Raw genomic sequence first — 15,669 nt, forward strand, 5'->3', positions numbered from 1 at the left:
CCATAGCTCCGCTATGAAGACATCCCGGCGCCTTGCGATCGCACGCACCAGACGCCGCTCCTTCCTCCACGGAGATCCGTCAGAAGCGCCCTAGTTCTGACGCCCGGTGACAGCGGCGAGTACCCGCTCCAGGCAAGCGGGGTCCGCCGTTCCTCGGGTGCGCCAGGCGATGAAGCCGTCCGGGCGTACCAAGAGGACACCGTCCTTCTCAAGGTTCAGGGAGGAGGCCACCTGTTCGTCGAGCAGGGCCGTGCGCAGGTCCATTCCCCGCGAGGCGGCGACCGTTCGCGCCGCCTCGCACCAGTCCTCGCCGGTCGGGCCGGCCAGCACGGCGAAGCGGGATGCGTTGAGGTCGAGGGTGGACACGGTCTCGTCGGCCACCCATCGGTGCGCGATCCGCGAGCCCGGTGCCCCGTCGAGACTCACCGCGAGGTCCTCGGTGGACGGAGGCTCGACGACCGGGTCGATCACCGCCGAGGAGTTGTAGCGGTATCCCATGATGACCATCGGGGCGTTCCACACACCGATGGCGCGGCGTTCCTCCGCGGCCCTCGGGTCCCAGTGCAGCCGCGGGTTGTTCCAGCGCAACAGCGCCTGCTGCGATACCAGTTCGGCGACTGCATGGCGCTCCTGGTGGTAACTGTCCAGCAACCGGTCTCCCGCCTGGCCGTCCAGCACCATGGCCAGTTTCCATGCCAGGTTGTGCGCGTCCGCAACACCGGTGTTCAGACCGAACGCGCCGAGCGGTGAGACGGCCCGCGCTGCGTCGCCTACCAGGAACGTCCGTCCGGACCGGAACGCATCCGCCATCCGCATTGTCGCGCGCCATGGCAGCACGCTGACGATCTCCACCGGTACGTCCGCCCCGATTGCCGTGCGGACCGCCTGTGCGCAGCGTTCCTTCGAGAGAGCCTCCTCCCGGGTTGGAACGACGTGGAGGACCCAGCGCCCGTCGCCCACGGCCAGCAGCATGCCCGCCGCGTCGGGGTGGGTGATCTGTGTCATGGCCGGCATCGATCCGAAGCGGCCGGCGAGATCGGCGTTGAACAGGATGTTCAGTGTGGCGTCGCCTATCTCGCCCGGTCCGGTGGTGGCGACCCCGAGAGCGTCGCGCACCGAACTGTTCAGCCCGTCGGCGCCCACCAGGTAGTCGGCGCTGACGATGCGTCCGTCGGACAGCGTCACCGACACGTGGTCGGCGTCCTGCCGCACCCCCGTCACCTCGACGCCGAACTCGACGGTCGCTCCGCGTTCGCGAGCGGCGGGAATGAGTACGGCGTCGATCCGGTTCTGCGGATAGTGTCCCAGTGGTGTTTCCGGCGAGAGGGCGAAGGAAGCGTTCTGTTGTGCACGGGGTGGTGCCTGGCTGCGGTCGATCTCGGCGACCGTGCGTGCCTTCGCCCGCCACAGGGCGGCTGACTGTACAGCGGCCCCGGCCATCTGTTCGCTCAGCCCCACCTCGCGGAAGAATTCCAGTGTGCGCAGGGATATCCCCAGCGCACGCGGGTGGTTCGACGGCGTCGCTCGGCGCTCGATGACAAGCGACCGCACCCCGTGATGGCCGAGGAAGACGGCGGTGGCCAGACCGACGGTGCCGCCCCCGGCAATCACCACTGGAATCTCCGACATGTGAACCCCCTCCGTTGGGAACGGTGTTCCCGACTTCGGGATCACTGTATTCCCACGCGTACGCTGCTCTCGTGTCTTCTCGACCACAGCCCGCTCCCTGATCTGGATGCGTGACCGGGAGCGGAGCGCCCGCCCGGTGCTGAGCGGTGCGAAGATCGTGCGCTGCGTGGTCCAACTCGCCGACGGCGAGGGCGTCGACGTACGGTCGATGCGGCGCATCGCGACCGAGTTGGGGACCGGCACCACATCGCTGTACCGCCATCTCACCAGCCAGGGCGAGTTGATTGAGCTGATGGTCGATACGGCTCGATCGTCGACGCGTACGGCACCCGTCACAGCGGGCCGAGCCAGTCCCAACGCAAGCGCGTGGCGGTGCACGCTACCCGCCCGCCGCAAACGGCTCGGGCCCCAGCCGGAATCGCCAAGGCCCGAGCGGTTATGGCTGGTTGGCGGTCAGACCTTCACCAGGTCGTAGGTGCCGGTGCCGTCCTGCCTGCCGCTGCTGTACTGGCGCAGGGACTCGCCGTCGGCGTAGCGGTCATGGCCGATCATGTAGCCGGTGTACTTGTTCTGGACGCCGATCTTCCCGGAGCCGGGTACGTCGCGGTAGATGTAGAACCGCTGGAGGTCGTCCTCCGCGCAGGGGGCGGTCTGCAGGAGTGCCCCTTCGTTGGCAGCGTTCTGCGCGGCGATGGTCGCGCACCCGCCGTTGCCCCAGTTCCACAGGGACGCCTCAAGGACTCCGTCGTGCTCCGTCACGTTGCACAGGCGCCAGTTGTCCAGGTGGGCACTGAAGATCGTGGAGGGCCGCAGGCGGACACTGTCCGCCGCCAGGAGCGGCGCGCCCCAGGAGAGGGGCTTGCCGGGTACGGCGATCTTGTAGGCGTCGGTGCCACAGTTGAGAGCGGCCCGTACGGTGGGCGCGGTGGCCGGGGCGCTCTTCGCGCTCTTGGTGGCCTTGGTGGCGCTCTCGGCCGCGTGCCGGGCTGCGGTGGCCTTTGCCGAGGGGACCGGGCCCGCCGCGTGCTTGGCGGTGGCGGTGGCGGAGCCACAGTCGAGGAGGTCCTGCGCCTTGCGCATGATGCTGTTGGCGGGGACCTTGTCCTCGCAGCGCACCGCGCCTTCTTCGAGGGTGGTGTAGGTGGTGTAGCTGCCGGTGTCGGCCCCTTCGATCCACTTCAGCGCCCAACTGCCGTCGTCTTGTTGGACGCGGTTGCAGTTGAGGCTGCCGTACGTACCGGTGACCTTCTTGGTGCCCTTGTAGAGGCCGTAGTAGCCGGGATTGCTGAAGTTCCACGTGACGGACGTCGACGTGCTGCTGGTGGACGTGTAGTTCACCTGGACGTTCAGGCCCAGGCTCGCGCCGACGTTGCCGAGGGTTTCGACGGCGAAGCTGCCTTCGACGTTGCCGTTGAGGCCGACGGATACGGAGATGGTCGTCTGGACGCTGGTGTTGACGGATTGGGTACCGGTCGAGCCGTCGGTGACGTACCAGCCTTTGAAGTGGGTGATCGTCGGGGTCACTTCGGACGTTTTGATGAACGGGTGCCGCGTGCCGAGGTCGGCCACCGTACAAGACTGGCCTGCCTGGGGCGTCTGCGCGGGTGCGACGGGTGCGGCGGCGGCCGGCGAGGGCGCGAGGCCCACGGCGGTGATGGCGCAGGTGGCCGAGGCGGTCATGGCTATGAGTGCTCTGGCTATGCGGCTGGCGGGTCTTGTCGGGCGCATCGTTGCGCTTCCCCCTGTGGGTGGTGTGTGTGGTCAACGGGTGAACGTAGTGGCCACGCGGGTGGGGGTGTGAGCCCGCAATGGGACAAAAATGGTTATGGACGGGCTTATTCCGATCTGGCGCGCACACACACCGCGCCGCTTCGATCCTGGTCATGAAACGAACCGGCCGCCTGCTGGCGGCGATAGCCTCGCTCGCCCTCACCGCAGCCCTCCTCGCCTGGGGCGCCCAAACGGCCGCCGCCGCACCTGCCAAGACCGCCCCCAAGGGGCACGGCACGTGCGAGCCGGTCGCCCCCACCTCCCGGCTCGGCCGCCAGGGCGCGGCCTGGTCCTGCTTCAAAATGGAATCCGCACCCGCCCCGCCCCGTGGCACCGCCACGGTCAGCGACGCATCCGGCCTGTGCGACCGCGTCCGCGGTGACAGCATCGTCTCCGACCGCCACGCCTACTGCGTGGGCAAGGCGGCCACGTACGAACTCCTCGGCGATGGCGAGAAGGTGGAAGGCCTCGCCCTGGTCGGCATCACGATCGGGTCCCACCTCAGCTCCACGAAAGCGGAGTGGGCGGAGGACATCGACGTCCGTCTCGTCGACAAGACCGCCAACATCAAAGCCGTGACGCTGGCCCTGCGCTCCACCTGCGCCGGCCAGTGCGTTGCGGGACCGCCCGCTTGGGGCGGTGCGCCTGTGGTCCTGAGTAGCGGCCATACCAAGGACCACAGCACTCTCACCTACAACTCCCCTGTCGCCAAGGGGTTCACCGCCTACATCCAGCCCAGCTACCACGCGATCGGGACACTTCCCGACGCGGAACGACCCTTCAAACTCGCGGCGGACTGGCCCGGCCCCAACCTGCGTTGTGATGCGGAGGTCGGCCAGTACCCCGGCTGCATTGTCATGGGCCACCTGGCCAACGTGACCATCCGTCAGTCCCTCTACGGGGCCGCCGCCGTCGCCTACGAGTGGGCGCAGAAAAACCTCACGTTCAATAATTTCGGCACCGAGGACAAGCCGCTCCACCGCGACAAGGACGAGCAGAGAGCGAAGGACCGGCGTAAGCGGTCGTGCCGGTGGGCGCCGAAGTTCGTCAAGGACCCCACGGTCCGGGACGACTCGTGTGACGAGTTCCCCTTCGCCAAGTCCCGGGAGGGCGGTACGCCGGGCGCCCAGTGCGCGGAGATCATCCCTCGGAACACCGGCGGCGTATGGACCGTCGACAAGGTACGGAACCCTGCGGGCGCGCCCTGTATACGGGCCCACGTTCCCCGGAGTGAGAACACGGGCGCGGGAGGAGAACTCGGCCGTGCTGTCGTGGCCGACCGCATCATCGACGGTGAGGCGTACCAGGTGATCGTCGCTCCGTGAGGGCTTTCGGCTCGCGCCAGAACGTCTGGCCGGGCGTGGACGGTCCTTGGCGTTGTTCTTTCGGCGTGCGGTACCGCCCCCTATCCGCCGTCACGGTGATCGATGAACGCCGACGCGAGCAGCGCGCATACCGCGCCCCTCGCGTCGGCACGCTCGCTCCCCAGGCGGCCCCTCACCCGCCGCGCCATCGTGGCGCAGCCGCGCCCGCGGCTCACCTTGGGGTCAGCGCTCACTGGGTGACACAAGCCTGGCTAGGCAGCCACTGTTCGGCGTTGAACCCGAACGGAAGGACCGCCTCGTGAGCGCTCCCCGCTTTCCCGGGACTGTCGGTCTTGTCGTCGGCGCTGTGTTCTCTTCGAGACCCTGCTGCGGGCCGGACCGCGATGGTCCTACGTGCAGAAGCCCGAGGGCATCGAGCTCGGCAGGCTCATGGTGGTGATGTCCTGCGATACCGCGTCCGTCCCGTCTCTGAAGGAACAGTTGCGGTCCTGTTGGGAAGAGACGTCTTTGGAAGAGACGTCCTTGTCATAGAGTCGGCTTCGCCTTGCGGGCCGCGGGAAATGCCGGGGTTGAGTGAGCGCAACGCCGTCGGGCGTTCTGGAGGCGACGCAAGCGGTAGTTGCAGCGCACTCTCCTTGCCTCGCTCAGCCCCATCAGCCCCGACCGACCTTGCTGTCCCCAGGCAATCCGCAACGTCCGCAGCTGGCTGACCCCGTCCATCACCCTGAAACGTTGGCGGCAGGCATGGTCCACCAGACCACCACCCACCCAACTACAAGCCCGCATGGACGCGGTCACCAGAGGAAGACCTATCAACCTGTATCGCCCGGATTGGCCAACCACCGGTTGGCCAAGGCCCGACTGCCCGAGGGTGTGACCCGGATGGCCCGACTGCACGCGATACTGGGCGAGTTGGCTGGGAGGCGGGCCGACGAGGCCGAGGTTCTCGTGGGCATCGAGACCGACCGGGGCCCGTGGGCACGCGCCCTGATCACCGCAGGCTACACGGTACTGGCGGTCAACCCTGCGGGCCGCCCGATCCCGTGACCGGCTGGGGTCGCCAGGGCCAAAAGCGACCCTGGCGACGCACACGTGCTGACCGACATGGTCCGCACTCGCAGCCACCAGCTGCGGCCCGTTGCTGGGGACTTCGCGCAGGCCGAGGCGGTCAAGGTCGTCATCCGCCCCCACAGAACGCTGACTCGGGAGCGCACCCGGCACAGCCAGCGACTGCGGCACGCGCTGCGCGACTACTTCCCCGCCGCGCTCGTGGCCTTCGACGACCTCGACGCCCCCGACACGCTGGAACTACTCGGCAAGGCCCCCCACCCCGGCGGAAGCCGCTCGGTGACCTCAACCCAGATCAGCGCCGCTTTGAAGCGCGCCCGCCGCAGAAACGTGGCCTCGAAGACAGCAGCGATCCAGACGGCGCTGCGCACTGGGCACCTTGGTCAGCCGGAGGCCGTAACCGCCGCCCACGCCGCCTCCGTTGGCGTACTGCTCGCCGTCCTGGACGTGCTCAACACCCAGATCAAGCCCCTGCAAGGGCAGGTCGAGGCGCATTTTGGGCGATCACCCGCGCCTCCGGAAAGAAGAAGGTCGCCCTGGCCCGCTCCGTCCACAACGACCGACTCATCGACGCCCTGCTCACCCAGGCATTCAGCACCCTGCGTGTCTCGCCCAACGCGCATGCCTACTAGCGCAACGAGCCCGCGGCACCGGCCACAACGGCGCGCTGCGCCAGCTCGCCAACCGGCTCGTCGGCATACTCCACGGATGCCCCAAGACCAGCACCCGCTACGACGAGGCAACCGCCTGGTCGCATTGCGTGGAATCGGCTACGAGTTGACATCTACGCTCCTGGGATGTCTCTCATGAGTTTCATCTGACCCAACGTCAACTCCTCCCACGTCTCGGGGGAACCTCACCTTGTAAGTGCCCTGCTGTCGAAGGGCATGGGACTCTTGGACAACTGGTACCAGGTCGGGGAGTTGAGGAGAGTGCTGTCCGGTATGTAGTCGAGCGGGTCGAGGCCTGTGACGGAACCGAACGTGCTTGTGGCCCTGCCGGCGGTATCGAAGTCCTGGTACTTGATGAGCTTGCGTGTGGTGCTGTCCGCGTACCTCTTGGCCCAGTTCTCCTCAAGGTCGATGATGGGGCCGTCGAGCCCCTGCATGCCCTTGTTCCCGAACTGTCCGGCGGACAGGTCGAAGACCCAGCGCTTCCCGGCGCGTTCGCCCACGACGGCATAGTGGTTCATGTAGGTGCGGTCGGAGACGTTGTCCCAGATCCCCATGCCCCGGTACTTGATGTCGGTGAAACCGTTGTCGCGCATGAACGACGCGACGGGAGTCATCAGCTTCTCGCACTGGCCCGCCGGGTTCTCGATCAGCTTCCCTATGGTCTTGCCTTCCCCCGTGGAGCGTTGTCTGGCGCTGCTGAGGAGACCGTCTCTCGTGGCGCTCTCACCGCTGCTGAGAGCGGTGGAGGTGATCTCCGGACGCGTTGTCTCGATACGGAACTCCGGAGTGCCAGATTCTGCATATACTCTCACTTTGCCTCTCTCCAAGAGGCGGGTGGTGCCGTCGTCTGAGAAGGTCAGCAGGTTACGGTTGACTTCATTCTTGAAGTCTACCTCCGCGAATCCTGGCGAGAGCTTTTTGTGAAGTCCAGCATTGTTCAGCCCTGCCATCTTGCTGTCTCCTGTGCTCAGCATGGCGTGAATCATCTGACGTTGATTGCCTTCCTCGACTACGAAGGCTATCCGGTATCCTCCGGGCAGGTTGGCCAGGCTCTCGCGGTTCACGATCTCCTTCCCGGCACCCCCGAGATATGCCTCGAAACTATTCGAGCGTACTGCGCGCAGCGCTTGCAACTCCTGAGGCGTAATGATGCCAGCCATCTTCTGCACTTTGGCCACCGCATCCCAGCAGACCGCTCCATTTCCGGAAATCTCCTGGGTGAACTTTTTCGTCTTCGCACCATTCGATGCGATATGAGCGGCCCGCCCGTGAAGAACTTTTCGCTGCGCATCGCCGACCACATCGAAGATGCTTTTGACGGATTTCGGAACCTGCTTGCCGATATTGCGTAGGGCCAGATTGAAGTCCAGGGCCGCTGCGCCGACGGACAGCCACCTGTCCAGTTGCGCGTCTTCCATGGCCTGACGATAGACGTCTCCCTGGTCGGTGTTCTCTGCGATCATCTCGCTGAAGTATGCGGAACCGAAACCAAAGCCCAGCCCCGAGGCGAATGCTGCTAGCGCGCCGGCGGTGCCGGGGTTTGCGGCTATCACGAGCATCATGAGGATTTCGCCGCCCTGGACGGCCGCACGGCCGAACTGCCCGGTCAGATCCTGGTCTTGCTCCGCCTTGGTGTACACGTAGCCGTTGAGATTGGATTTGAGCCGCTGGAAGGATGCCTTGCGGAGCTCGCCGAAGGTGTCCCTGTCCTGAGCGCGCTTAAATTTGATGCGCGGCTTCGAGACCTTGACTTTTATCTCCTCAGAGGCCCGATCCATGCCACGGTGGTACCACGGAAAGTCGGGAATGAAGTCGTCAACTTTCGCGGCTGCGCGGTCGAACTCGGACAGATGCTTCTTGATGAACTCCTGGAATCTCGGCGAGCCGTCGTCCCTGCGCCACAAGTGCGTCTCGCCAGTCGCCACAGAAACAAGGAGGCCAGAGTATTCATGGATCCCTACTATGCCCACCACGTCCGGGATGACCTTGCCCTTGAAGATGACAAGATTTTCCGTCAGGCTCCCATTCAGCCAGGCATAGGCAAAAAGCGCCTCTTCGATATCCGTGAAATCGGTCATGAGCCTCATCATTCTGCCGCGGAGCCTTGAGCGAGAGAAGCCCGTAAACGCGTCTTTGAGTGCGTCGCCTTTCTCTAGGAGGTCCGCATCCCTGGAGAACTCTTCGGCGACACCCGAGCGAATTTCTCCCCCCTTGAGGGCGCGCAAGACGACGGAAGGAAAGTCGCTCCGAGCCGGTGTAATAGCATGGACCGTCGTCTGCCCGCCCAGGTGCAGCATGTTCTTGCGGTACGGAACACCCAACGCAAGCTCTCTGAGCGTGTACATCTTGCGTTCGCGATGTCCTGTAGTGCCAAACTGTGCCGGAGCATGCAGAAAAGTGACGGTGAACTCCTCATCGAGAGATAGGGTTCCGATGTCGACTGATGAAACAGCTTCCTTGAGAACCTTTCTCACGGTTTCGTCTACGTAGCGCTGCCCTGCCTCCGCCCTAGCATTGGCGGATGCGGCATCCAGGCTGGCCTGGAGTATGCGCAGCGGGTCTTCGCCGGTGCCGGCGGACCTCCGTGTCCTGCGAGAGCCGTCGGACTGCTCTTCGAGCTGAGTCTCAGGAGGTTCCTGGTAGGAGCTCGTGGCCCAGTTCTTGACCAGGGTCTCGACCGAAGTCCGGGCCTGGGTGAGCGGAGCAGTGCCTTGACTGATCTCGCCGGGCTGTGTCCGGAGCCATTTCTGATACAGGTCCTCGGCCAGGTTCTCGGTCCAGGCTTCGGTCAGGGCCTGGGCCTGAGTCTGAGCCTGTTCCCTGGTCAGGACGGCTGGGGCTGTGTCGTGGCTGGCCGCGCCGGCCCGTTCCTCGATCTGCGCCTCAAGCAGTTCCTCGGCCAGAGCCCCGGCCAGGTCCCATTCCGCGGCCTTGTCCCGGGCCCAGGTCCGGGCCCAGGTCCGGGCCCAGAACTGGGCCTCGGCCTCGTTCCCGGCTCGGGCTTCGGCGTCGGCTTCCGTCTCGGCCTGGGCCCAGCCTCCGTCCCGTGGTGCCCTGGCCTGGGCTCTGCCCCAGGCCAGACCCATGGCTACGGCGAGGTCACCTGCAAGCTGATCGTTGCGGGACAGATGCCCCGTGTGCTGTGTCTTGCCATCCGCGACAGATTCCGCTGTTCTCTCTGCCGGGTTGAGCTCGCTGGCGGGGAGTGGACTGGCCCCCGCACCAGGAAGCGGCCAGGCGGAGGCGGGAGGATTCAGCCCCTGGTGGTGAGCCTGATGCCTTTTCAGATGCGGTGCGATCCAGGCATGCAAGGCCCTCTGCTCAGCCTCACTCCGGAACGCGGCGCCGGTGGTCCTCTGCAGCATGCCCGGCCATCCGGTCGACCTCGGGCCGTCTCCGTCCCTCCTCCGCTCCCGGTCACGCAGCTCCGGCCCGTCTGGCCAAGGGTGCGTCTTCCCAGTGCCTTGTGACGGTGTCGCCTGTGGCGGCTGGGACGGTGCCTCGCCAGGAGCGGTGGCGGAGGACAGCCCGAGCGCCCAGGTTGCGAGTTGGGCAATGGTCATCTCACGCCAGGAGCGCCCAGTCGGCTTGACCAACGGATCGGCAAGCCGGTCCTGCTCCACGCTGAACTGCTGCGCTGTCCGGTACAGTTCCCCTCCTTCACGACGCCACAGCTCCTCCACCCCCTCTTGCCTTGCCCATTCCCCGAACCCGGCCGCACCGGGGGCCGGGTCGCTCAAGGACTCCTGCTCGCGCTGCCCACGCCCCGACTGGGTCCCCGCATCGGAGCGCCGAGCTCGCTGTTTTTTGGGAAATTCTTCGTTCATATACATGGACACGATAAAACCTCTTCGTGATATCACGCCGCATAACTGCGTCTGGAACAAATGAGGTTGTGGGAGCGCCTACGTACCGGAAAGACCCAGTCGATCTCGCCATCGGTTAGACAGGTATTCCAGCCGACGCCCTCACGAGCGAACCGCCGCCTTGCGCGGGGAGCAGAAAGCGCAGCTACGGGTTCAGCCCTGCATGCACTGGCAAGTACCTGCTCCGGCTGAACAGCTCTCTTCCGTCCACGGGCAGAGAAAAGAGCAGGCAGTACACGAGGCGGCAGGCGGCCGCGCCGGATCGTGGCTGCGGCGGCGGAGCAGCGGCCGCGGCATCGGAAGCGAAGCCGTCGCAGGTGACTGTCCTCTTGCAACGGTCGGGGGCAACCGGCGTACCGGCAGGAGGGGTTCGGCCGTTACGCCGGCACACCTGGTCGGAGGCTCCGTGCTCTGAACACGGCGTAGGCCGTGCCGTAAAGCCTCATACGGTGGCCCGCCGACTCGTCGGACACCCGGGGAAAGTGGTTCACCTTCCCATGCTCCTAAGCCTCATGACGCCTCCTCAGTTCTTGCCTAGACAGGCGGTCTGCTTCCGAGGCTATGGCCACTGTTGCAACAATCTGCGTGGCAGAAAGTTGACAGAAGATGCAACAAGAGTGATACGCGTGATTCGGAGGTTTCTCTGAAATGGGAGGGGGTCAAGTGGGCGATGAGGCCAGGGTAGTTGGCTTCCTTGGTCATGCGCCGCATGGCTCGTTCGAGGTCGCGTCCGGTGAAGTGGGCGACTCCGAGGTCGTGGTAGACGGTCTTGTTCCGGAGGATGTGCCAGATGGCGATGGCGAGTTGGTGCATGACCGCGACGCACGCACGCTGCCTGCCGTGCCGGGCGGCGATACGCCGGCAGTAGGCGCTGGGGTAGGTGTCCTTGTTCCGGGGGAGCAGCGCTCAGGAGGTGACCCCAGGGGTGACTCTGCTGGTCTCTTCACACCGGATCTTGCGTGCTGTTCGTTCGGGCGGGACGGTGAGAGCGTACGGCCGTTCGTGGGGGATCGGGTGGGGTGATCCGTCATCTCGTTGTGGCCCAGGCCGTGTTATGAGGTTTCGGCGTTGACGGAGCAGGTCGCGCGGGCCGCGTTCTCGAAAGGATCGCCGGCGATCCGGATGCGCGATGCGCTGGGCGAGGTCTGCATCGACGAGGAGATCGCCGGCCAGTTCGCCGCTCGCGGGCATCCGTCCACCTTGCCGGCCCGGCTGGCCATGGCCTCGGTGCTGCGGTTCGCCGGGAGCCTGACGGACCGTCAGGGCGCGGAGGTCGTGTGCGGCGTGTGGACTGGAAGTTCCTCCTGGGCCTGCCGTTGGAGGATCCGGGATTCGACGCCTCGGTAATCAGCGAGTTCCGCGCTCGTCTGACCAGGGAGAACTCTCAGACGGACCGGCTGCTGACCTTCCTGCTGCGGCACCTGCGGTAACACCGTCTGCTGGAGCGCGGCGGTCGGCAGCGCACCGCCGCCGCCCATGTGCATGCTGCGATCCGCCTGTTGAACCGCCTGGAACTGGCGCCGGAGACGACGCGCGCGGCCCTGGAAACCCTCGCGGTCGCTACCCCGGGCTGGCTGCTCGAACCATCCCCGGCGTCGGTCAGGGTGTCACCGAAGCCCTCATCGCGGAGACCGCCCGGTAGACACCGGTCCGGCCGCCGGCGTCACGGGAACCGGTGGCTCGGCGCCGCGCCGGGCACCGCGGCCATGGCCGCCTCCCGCACCCGGGACACCGCCTACCTCGGCGCCCGCCACCGGCTCATGTCCTGCCTTGGCAAGAAGAAGGCCCTCGTCGCTCTCGAACACTCGGCGTACGTGTGCGACGCGCAGACCGGTGCTGTTCCTGCCGTATCCGCAGCCCTCGACCCGACAGGCCGGCAGCACGCCGTGGCCGCGCAGCGACGCGGACGTCTTGACTGCGAATTCGCCCTTGTCTGGGCGTCCTTGGTTGTTCCAGCGCTGGTAGTGCCCTCGCACAGATCGTGCAGCCGGGCCGCCCGCCGGCGGACGCCGACGTGGCCGGGGACGCTGCCGAAGACCGGGTCGGACGGTTCGATGAACCAGATGTCGGCCGGCATCGGCCGGGTGGTGGTGCTGTCCGTCTTGAACGCCCGGATGCCGGTGAACCTCCCGCATGGGTTCCGGGCCCGGGCCCGGGAGTCGGCCGTGTACCTGATGGTCTCCCAGGGCAACGCGACTGGCTGCGGGGCCCCTTGGGGTTGTCGTCGAGTGGACCAGTGCGGCCGGAGCCTCGTCGGCGGCCCTGCGGTCGGATGGCACCGTTCCCGAGGTCCACAGAGAGAAAGGGGGCTCAAGGCGGCTGATGGTGCCGGGAATCCGAGCCGACGCGTCCGACCGGTGGGATATCTCGGTACACGATGTCCCACGGGCCGGTAGGGCACGAGGGCGCGCGCCGACGGAGGACGACGGATGGCCCCGGCGCGATTGCCGGGGCCATCCTCATGGACACGCCTGCCGCTGGTCAGTGCATGCCTTCGGGGCATCCGGGCCGCTGGAAGACGAGGCCCTCACCAGGGCCGGATGGGTTTCACCGCACGCCCGCGGGGGCTGTTTCGGTCGGCACTCACCGGGTGTCTCCTCTCTCTCCGGGCAACTCGTCCATGGAAGGTGCATGTGCCCAGGGTCACTTGCTCGCGCGGCCCTTACGGCGGTTGCTCAGAACAACAATCGTGACGCCTGCGGCCAGCAGGACCGCGGCCCCGATACCCGCCACGCGGCTGATGGTGCTGGCTCCGGTGGCCGCAAGGTCACCTTTGGAGGAGGCTCCGGAATCGGTGCTCGGCGTACCAGTCGAAGGCGAGGCACCGGCCGTCGAAGTGGCGGGCTTGGCCGGAGCGGTGGACGGCGCCTGCGCAGTGGGCGGAGGCACGCTCGGGGCCTTGGGCGGGGGCGGAGGCATGTCCGGGGCCTTGGGCGGGGGCGGAGGCAGGGGCAGGTCGCTCGGCGGGGGCGGCGGCGGGGAGCACTTGTCGGTGCAGCCCGGGGTAGTGGGCGGTGTGGTGGGAGTAGGCGGCGTAGTGGGCGGCGCGGGGGGAGAGGGCGGAGTGGTGGACGGGGAGCACTTGTCGGTGCAGCCCGGGGCGGTGGGCGGCGTGGTGGGAGTAGGCGGCGTAGTGGGCGGCGCGGGGGGAGAGGGCAGGGTCCAGTCGATGGACGCTGCGGCCGTGACGGTGCTGCCGGTGCAGTCGGCCAGGATCAGCTTCTGGAAGGACTTGTTCTGGTCGGTGCCCGTGAACACCCGCCCCACGGGGACCGTGGTGGTGGCCTCGACCCGGAGCTTGGCGGACCCGGCAGCAGCCCGCTTGGGCACATCGACGTACAGGCGCGAGCCGTTGGAGGCGGTGGTCACCGGTTTCCCGTCGGCGTCGACCAGATTGACGCCCCTCTCCTCGGAGATCAGTCCCACGCGGACGTTCGAGGATGTCGTGGTGAGGGTGAGCGGCCCCAGCCGCTCACCGCTCTTGCCCGAGACGGACTGCTTGTCGAAGGACAGAGAGGCGTTCGGCTCTTGTAGGGGTTGGGCCTGCGCCTCAAGGTAATTGGCGAGCTTGTCGGCCGCCGGATCCTTGGCATAGGTCTCGACGCGGTCGGAGAACCGCCAGATCGCGGCCTGGGTACCGGCTGCGGCCTGCTTCTCGGTGAGCGGCTGGTCGGTGCCCGCCGCCCTGCCGAGCGCTGCAAGGTCCTTCACCTGCGGGTAGGAGTTCTGCAGGATCCAGTTGACCTTGCCGGCGTCGGGATTGTTTTGCAGCGAGCTCTCCTTCCAGGGCGTCTCCTGGTATTGAGTGCCGCGGTAGGTGGGCTGGAAGAGCTCGATGCAATAGGTGTACAGGCGGCCCGTGCCTGCAACCTTCAGGCCGAGCAGTCCGGCATCCACCTGCTCCAGACGCCCGTTTCTCTTGATTTGGACCTTGTCCCACACCACGAGCCCTTCCAGGGCCGCAGTGGGGCCGCTGCGGATCTGGCCGTCCGCCACCCCCGGCGTCGCGGCGGCAAAAACTCCCGCCGCCGCGAACACCGTCACAACAGAGCCACGGCGCATGACGGCACCGCCACCAGCCTTCCGACTGTGCGATCGGATCATTGAACTTCCTTCCAGGCGAGGCGGGATGGGGAGGCTCGCCTCGCATTGGCATAGATTCGACATGAGATTCCCTGAACCGGCGCGAACGCTAGTTCAACAAAGCTGGGTCCAAGGGACTCCCAAAGTTGATGACACAGATAAATAGTTGACTGCCTTTCGGAATCAGGCCCAACTGTCCGATACGCAGCGGAGCGCCGCATGGCTGAGAGGGCCAATCGCAGCCGCCCCCGTACTCTCTGGTCATTTGCCGCCGCTCACACCGGACTTGTCGTTGGATCTCGGCGACGAGTTGGGCTCGGTCGCGAGCCGGGCCGTGCCGCGGCAGGCCGTGCTCCAGATCGGTCTTGGCCGACTCGTCTCGACTGAGTGCGGTTCGAGTTCCGGCCTGTCACTGGAGGGAGGAAATTCCTCCCCGACACCCTCACGCCCCTGTGTGTCCGTTGCCCGCCGTATCCCGAAGCTCCCTCGGATCCACCATCACCGGAACACGCCCTGTCTGCCTTCGAGTTGACTGCGACGGGCATGACACCGCCCCTGGAGTCCCGTTCCAGAGCCGCAGACCGCGACCCGTGCTTCTCCTCGCACCGTGGAGGCTGTGGCAGCAGGGGGCGGGAGTCGTGGCCTCCAGGAACCGCCACGATGATGAGATCCCTGGCTTCGATGGGGCTTGGCAGCCGGGATCAGAGTATTGGTGCCCATAGGCCGGCACGGAGGCGGACATCCATGCCGGGGCTTTGCGTGCGCGGGTGTCACGTACCAGGCGCAATGGCCCGCCCGATTCCGTCACTTCGATGTCCGCTTGTACCCGCGCAGGCCTCCGCGCACCGGTCGGCTCGGGCCGCCAGGCCGTCGCGGAGTGCGAGGAGCGGGAGCAGTTGCCGGAAACGGGTTGCCGGCAGTCCATCATGCGTGTGGGGTCGTGCTGGTGGTCCTGATCCGGTGCCGACGGGCCGGGTGCACATCGTGCACCCGCAGGCTCCGTACTGCGGGTACCCGCGTCGAGAGCCTTGAGGTATCTTGCCTGATGAAACATCACATGCGCTGTAGTTTTTGACAGTTACCCCACCGGCCCCTGTGCATTGTCGACTTTCGGCTGACAGGTATCACCAATGGATCACAGAGCAAGCCCGAGCCGGCCCCCTAGTAGGGTGTCGCTGCTTAGTTCTGGTGTGTTTTGTTGGGAGGTTGGTTCCTGGCAGGCCCTTCTCCCCTGCCAGACAAGGATGTTGTGAT

At 66.4% G+C, this 15,669-nt stretch carries 9 protein-coding genes and 1 pseudogene; 4 read left to right on the forward strand and 6 right to left on the reverse strand.

The genetic code is table 11. The annotated features are described in order from the left end of the window. Positions 1-90 precede the first annotated feature (90 nt). Entirely contained in the window at positions 91-1,716 is a 1,626-nt protein-coding gene (locus tag ACIQU6_RS41995) for an FAD-dependent monooxygenase (protein WP_403487529.1), read from the reverse strand. 366 nt (positions 1,717-2,082) lie between these two features. Continuing rightward, positions 2,083-3,309, reverse strand: a complete 1,227-nt coding sequence (locus ACIQU6_RS42000; protein ID WP_403487531.1) for an RICIN domain-containing protein — start codon at positions 3,307-3,309, stop codon at positions 2,083-2,085. A gap of 203 nt (positions 3,310-3,512) precedes the next feature. On the opposite strand from ACIQU6_RS42000, the gene ACIQU6_RS42005 reads away from it, so the two are divergent. From ACIQU6_RS42005 to ACIQU6_RS42015, 3 genes and pseudogenes are all read left to right on the forward strand, one after another. Beyond that, the gene (locus ACIQU6_RS42005; protein ID WP_403487533.1) at positions 3,513-4,724 is read left to right on the forward strand and encodes a hypothetical protein; all 1,212 of its coding nucleotides are present in this window, start codon (positions 3,513-3,515) and stop codon (positions 4,722-4,724) included. Between the two features lie 882 nt (positions 4,725-5,606). After that, positions 5,607-5,771, forward strand: a complete 165-nt coding sequence (locus ACIQU6_RS42010; protein WP_403487535.1) for a hypothetical protein — start codon at positions 5,607-5,609, stop codon at positions 5,769-5,771. A gap of 27 nt (positions 5,772-5,798) precedes the next feature. Continuing rightward, positions 5,799-5,972: pseudogene (locus ACIQU6_RS42015) on the forward strand (transposase); the annotation flags it as partial. A gap of 105 nt (positions 5,973-6,077) precedes the next feature. Here the strand turns inward: ACIQU6_RS42015 and ACIQU6_RS42020 are convergent. The 3 genes from ACIQU6_RS42020 to ACIQU6_RS42030 form a co-directional block, all read right to left on the reverse strand. Beyond that, on the reverse strand, positions 6,078-6,287 hold the full coding sequence (locus tag ACIQU6_RS42020) for a hypothetical protein (RefSeq protein WP_403487536.1): 210 nt from the start codon (positions 6,285-6,287) through the stop codon (positions 6,078-6,080). Positions 6,288-6,648: 361 nt separating this feature from the next. After that, positions 6,649-9,831, reverse strand: a complete 3,183-nt coding sequence (locus ACIQU6_RS42025; protein ID WP_403487538.1) for a hypothetical protein — start codon at positions 9,829-9,831, stop codon at positions 6,649-6,651. Positions 9,832-11,384: 1,553 nt separating this feature from the next. Then, positions 11,385-11,552 (reverse strand): hypothetical protein, encoded by a 168-nt coding sequence (locus tag ACIQU6_RS42030; RefSeq protein ID WP_403487539.1) that lies wholly within the window; start codon positions 11,550-11,552, stop codon positions 11,385-11,387. Between the two features lie 57 nt (positions 11,553-11,609). Between ACIQU6_RS42030 and ACIQU6_RS42035 the strand changes: the two genes are divergently transcribed. Continuing rightward, on the forward strand, positions 11,610-11,762 hold the full coding sequence (locus ACIQU6_RS42035) for a transposase (RefSeq protein WP_403487541.1): 153 nt from the start codon (positions 11,610-11,612) through the stop codon (positions 11,760-11,762). 1,213 nt (positions 11,763-12,975) lie between these two features. On the opposite strand, the gene ACIQU6_RS42040 is transcribed toward ACIQU6_RS42035, so the two are convergent. Then, positions 12,976-14,376: a thioester domain-containing protein gene (locus ACIQU6_RS42040; protein ID WP_403487543.1), complete on the reverse strand. Its 1,401-nt coding sequence runs from the start codon at positions 14,374-14,376 to the stop codon at positions 12,976-12,978. Positions 14,377-15,669: the final 1,293 nt, after the last annotated feature.

The organism is Streptomyces sp. NPDC090442 (assembly GCF_044769405.1).
Taxonomy (GTDB): domain Bacteria; phylum Actinomycetota; class Actinomycetes; order Streptomycetales; family Streptomycetaceae; genus Streptomyces.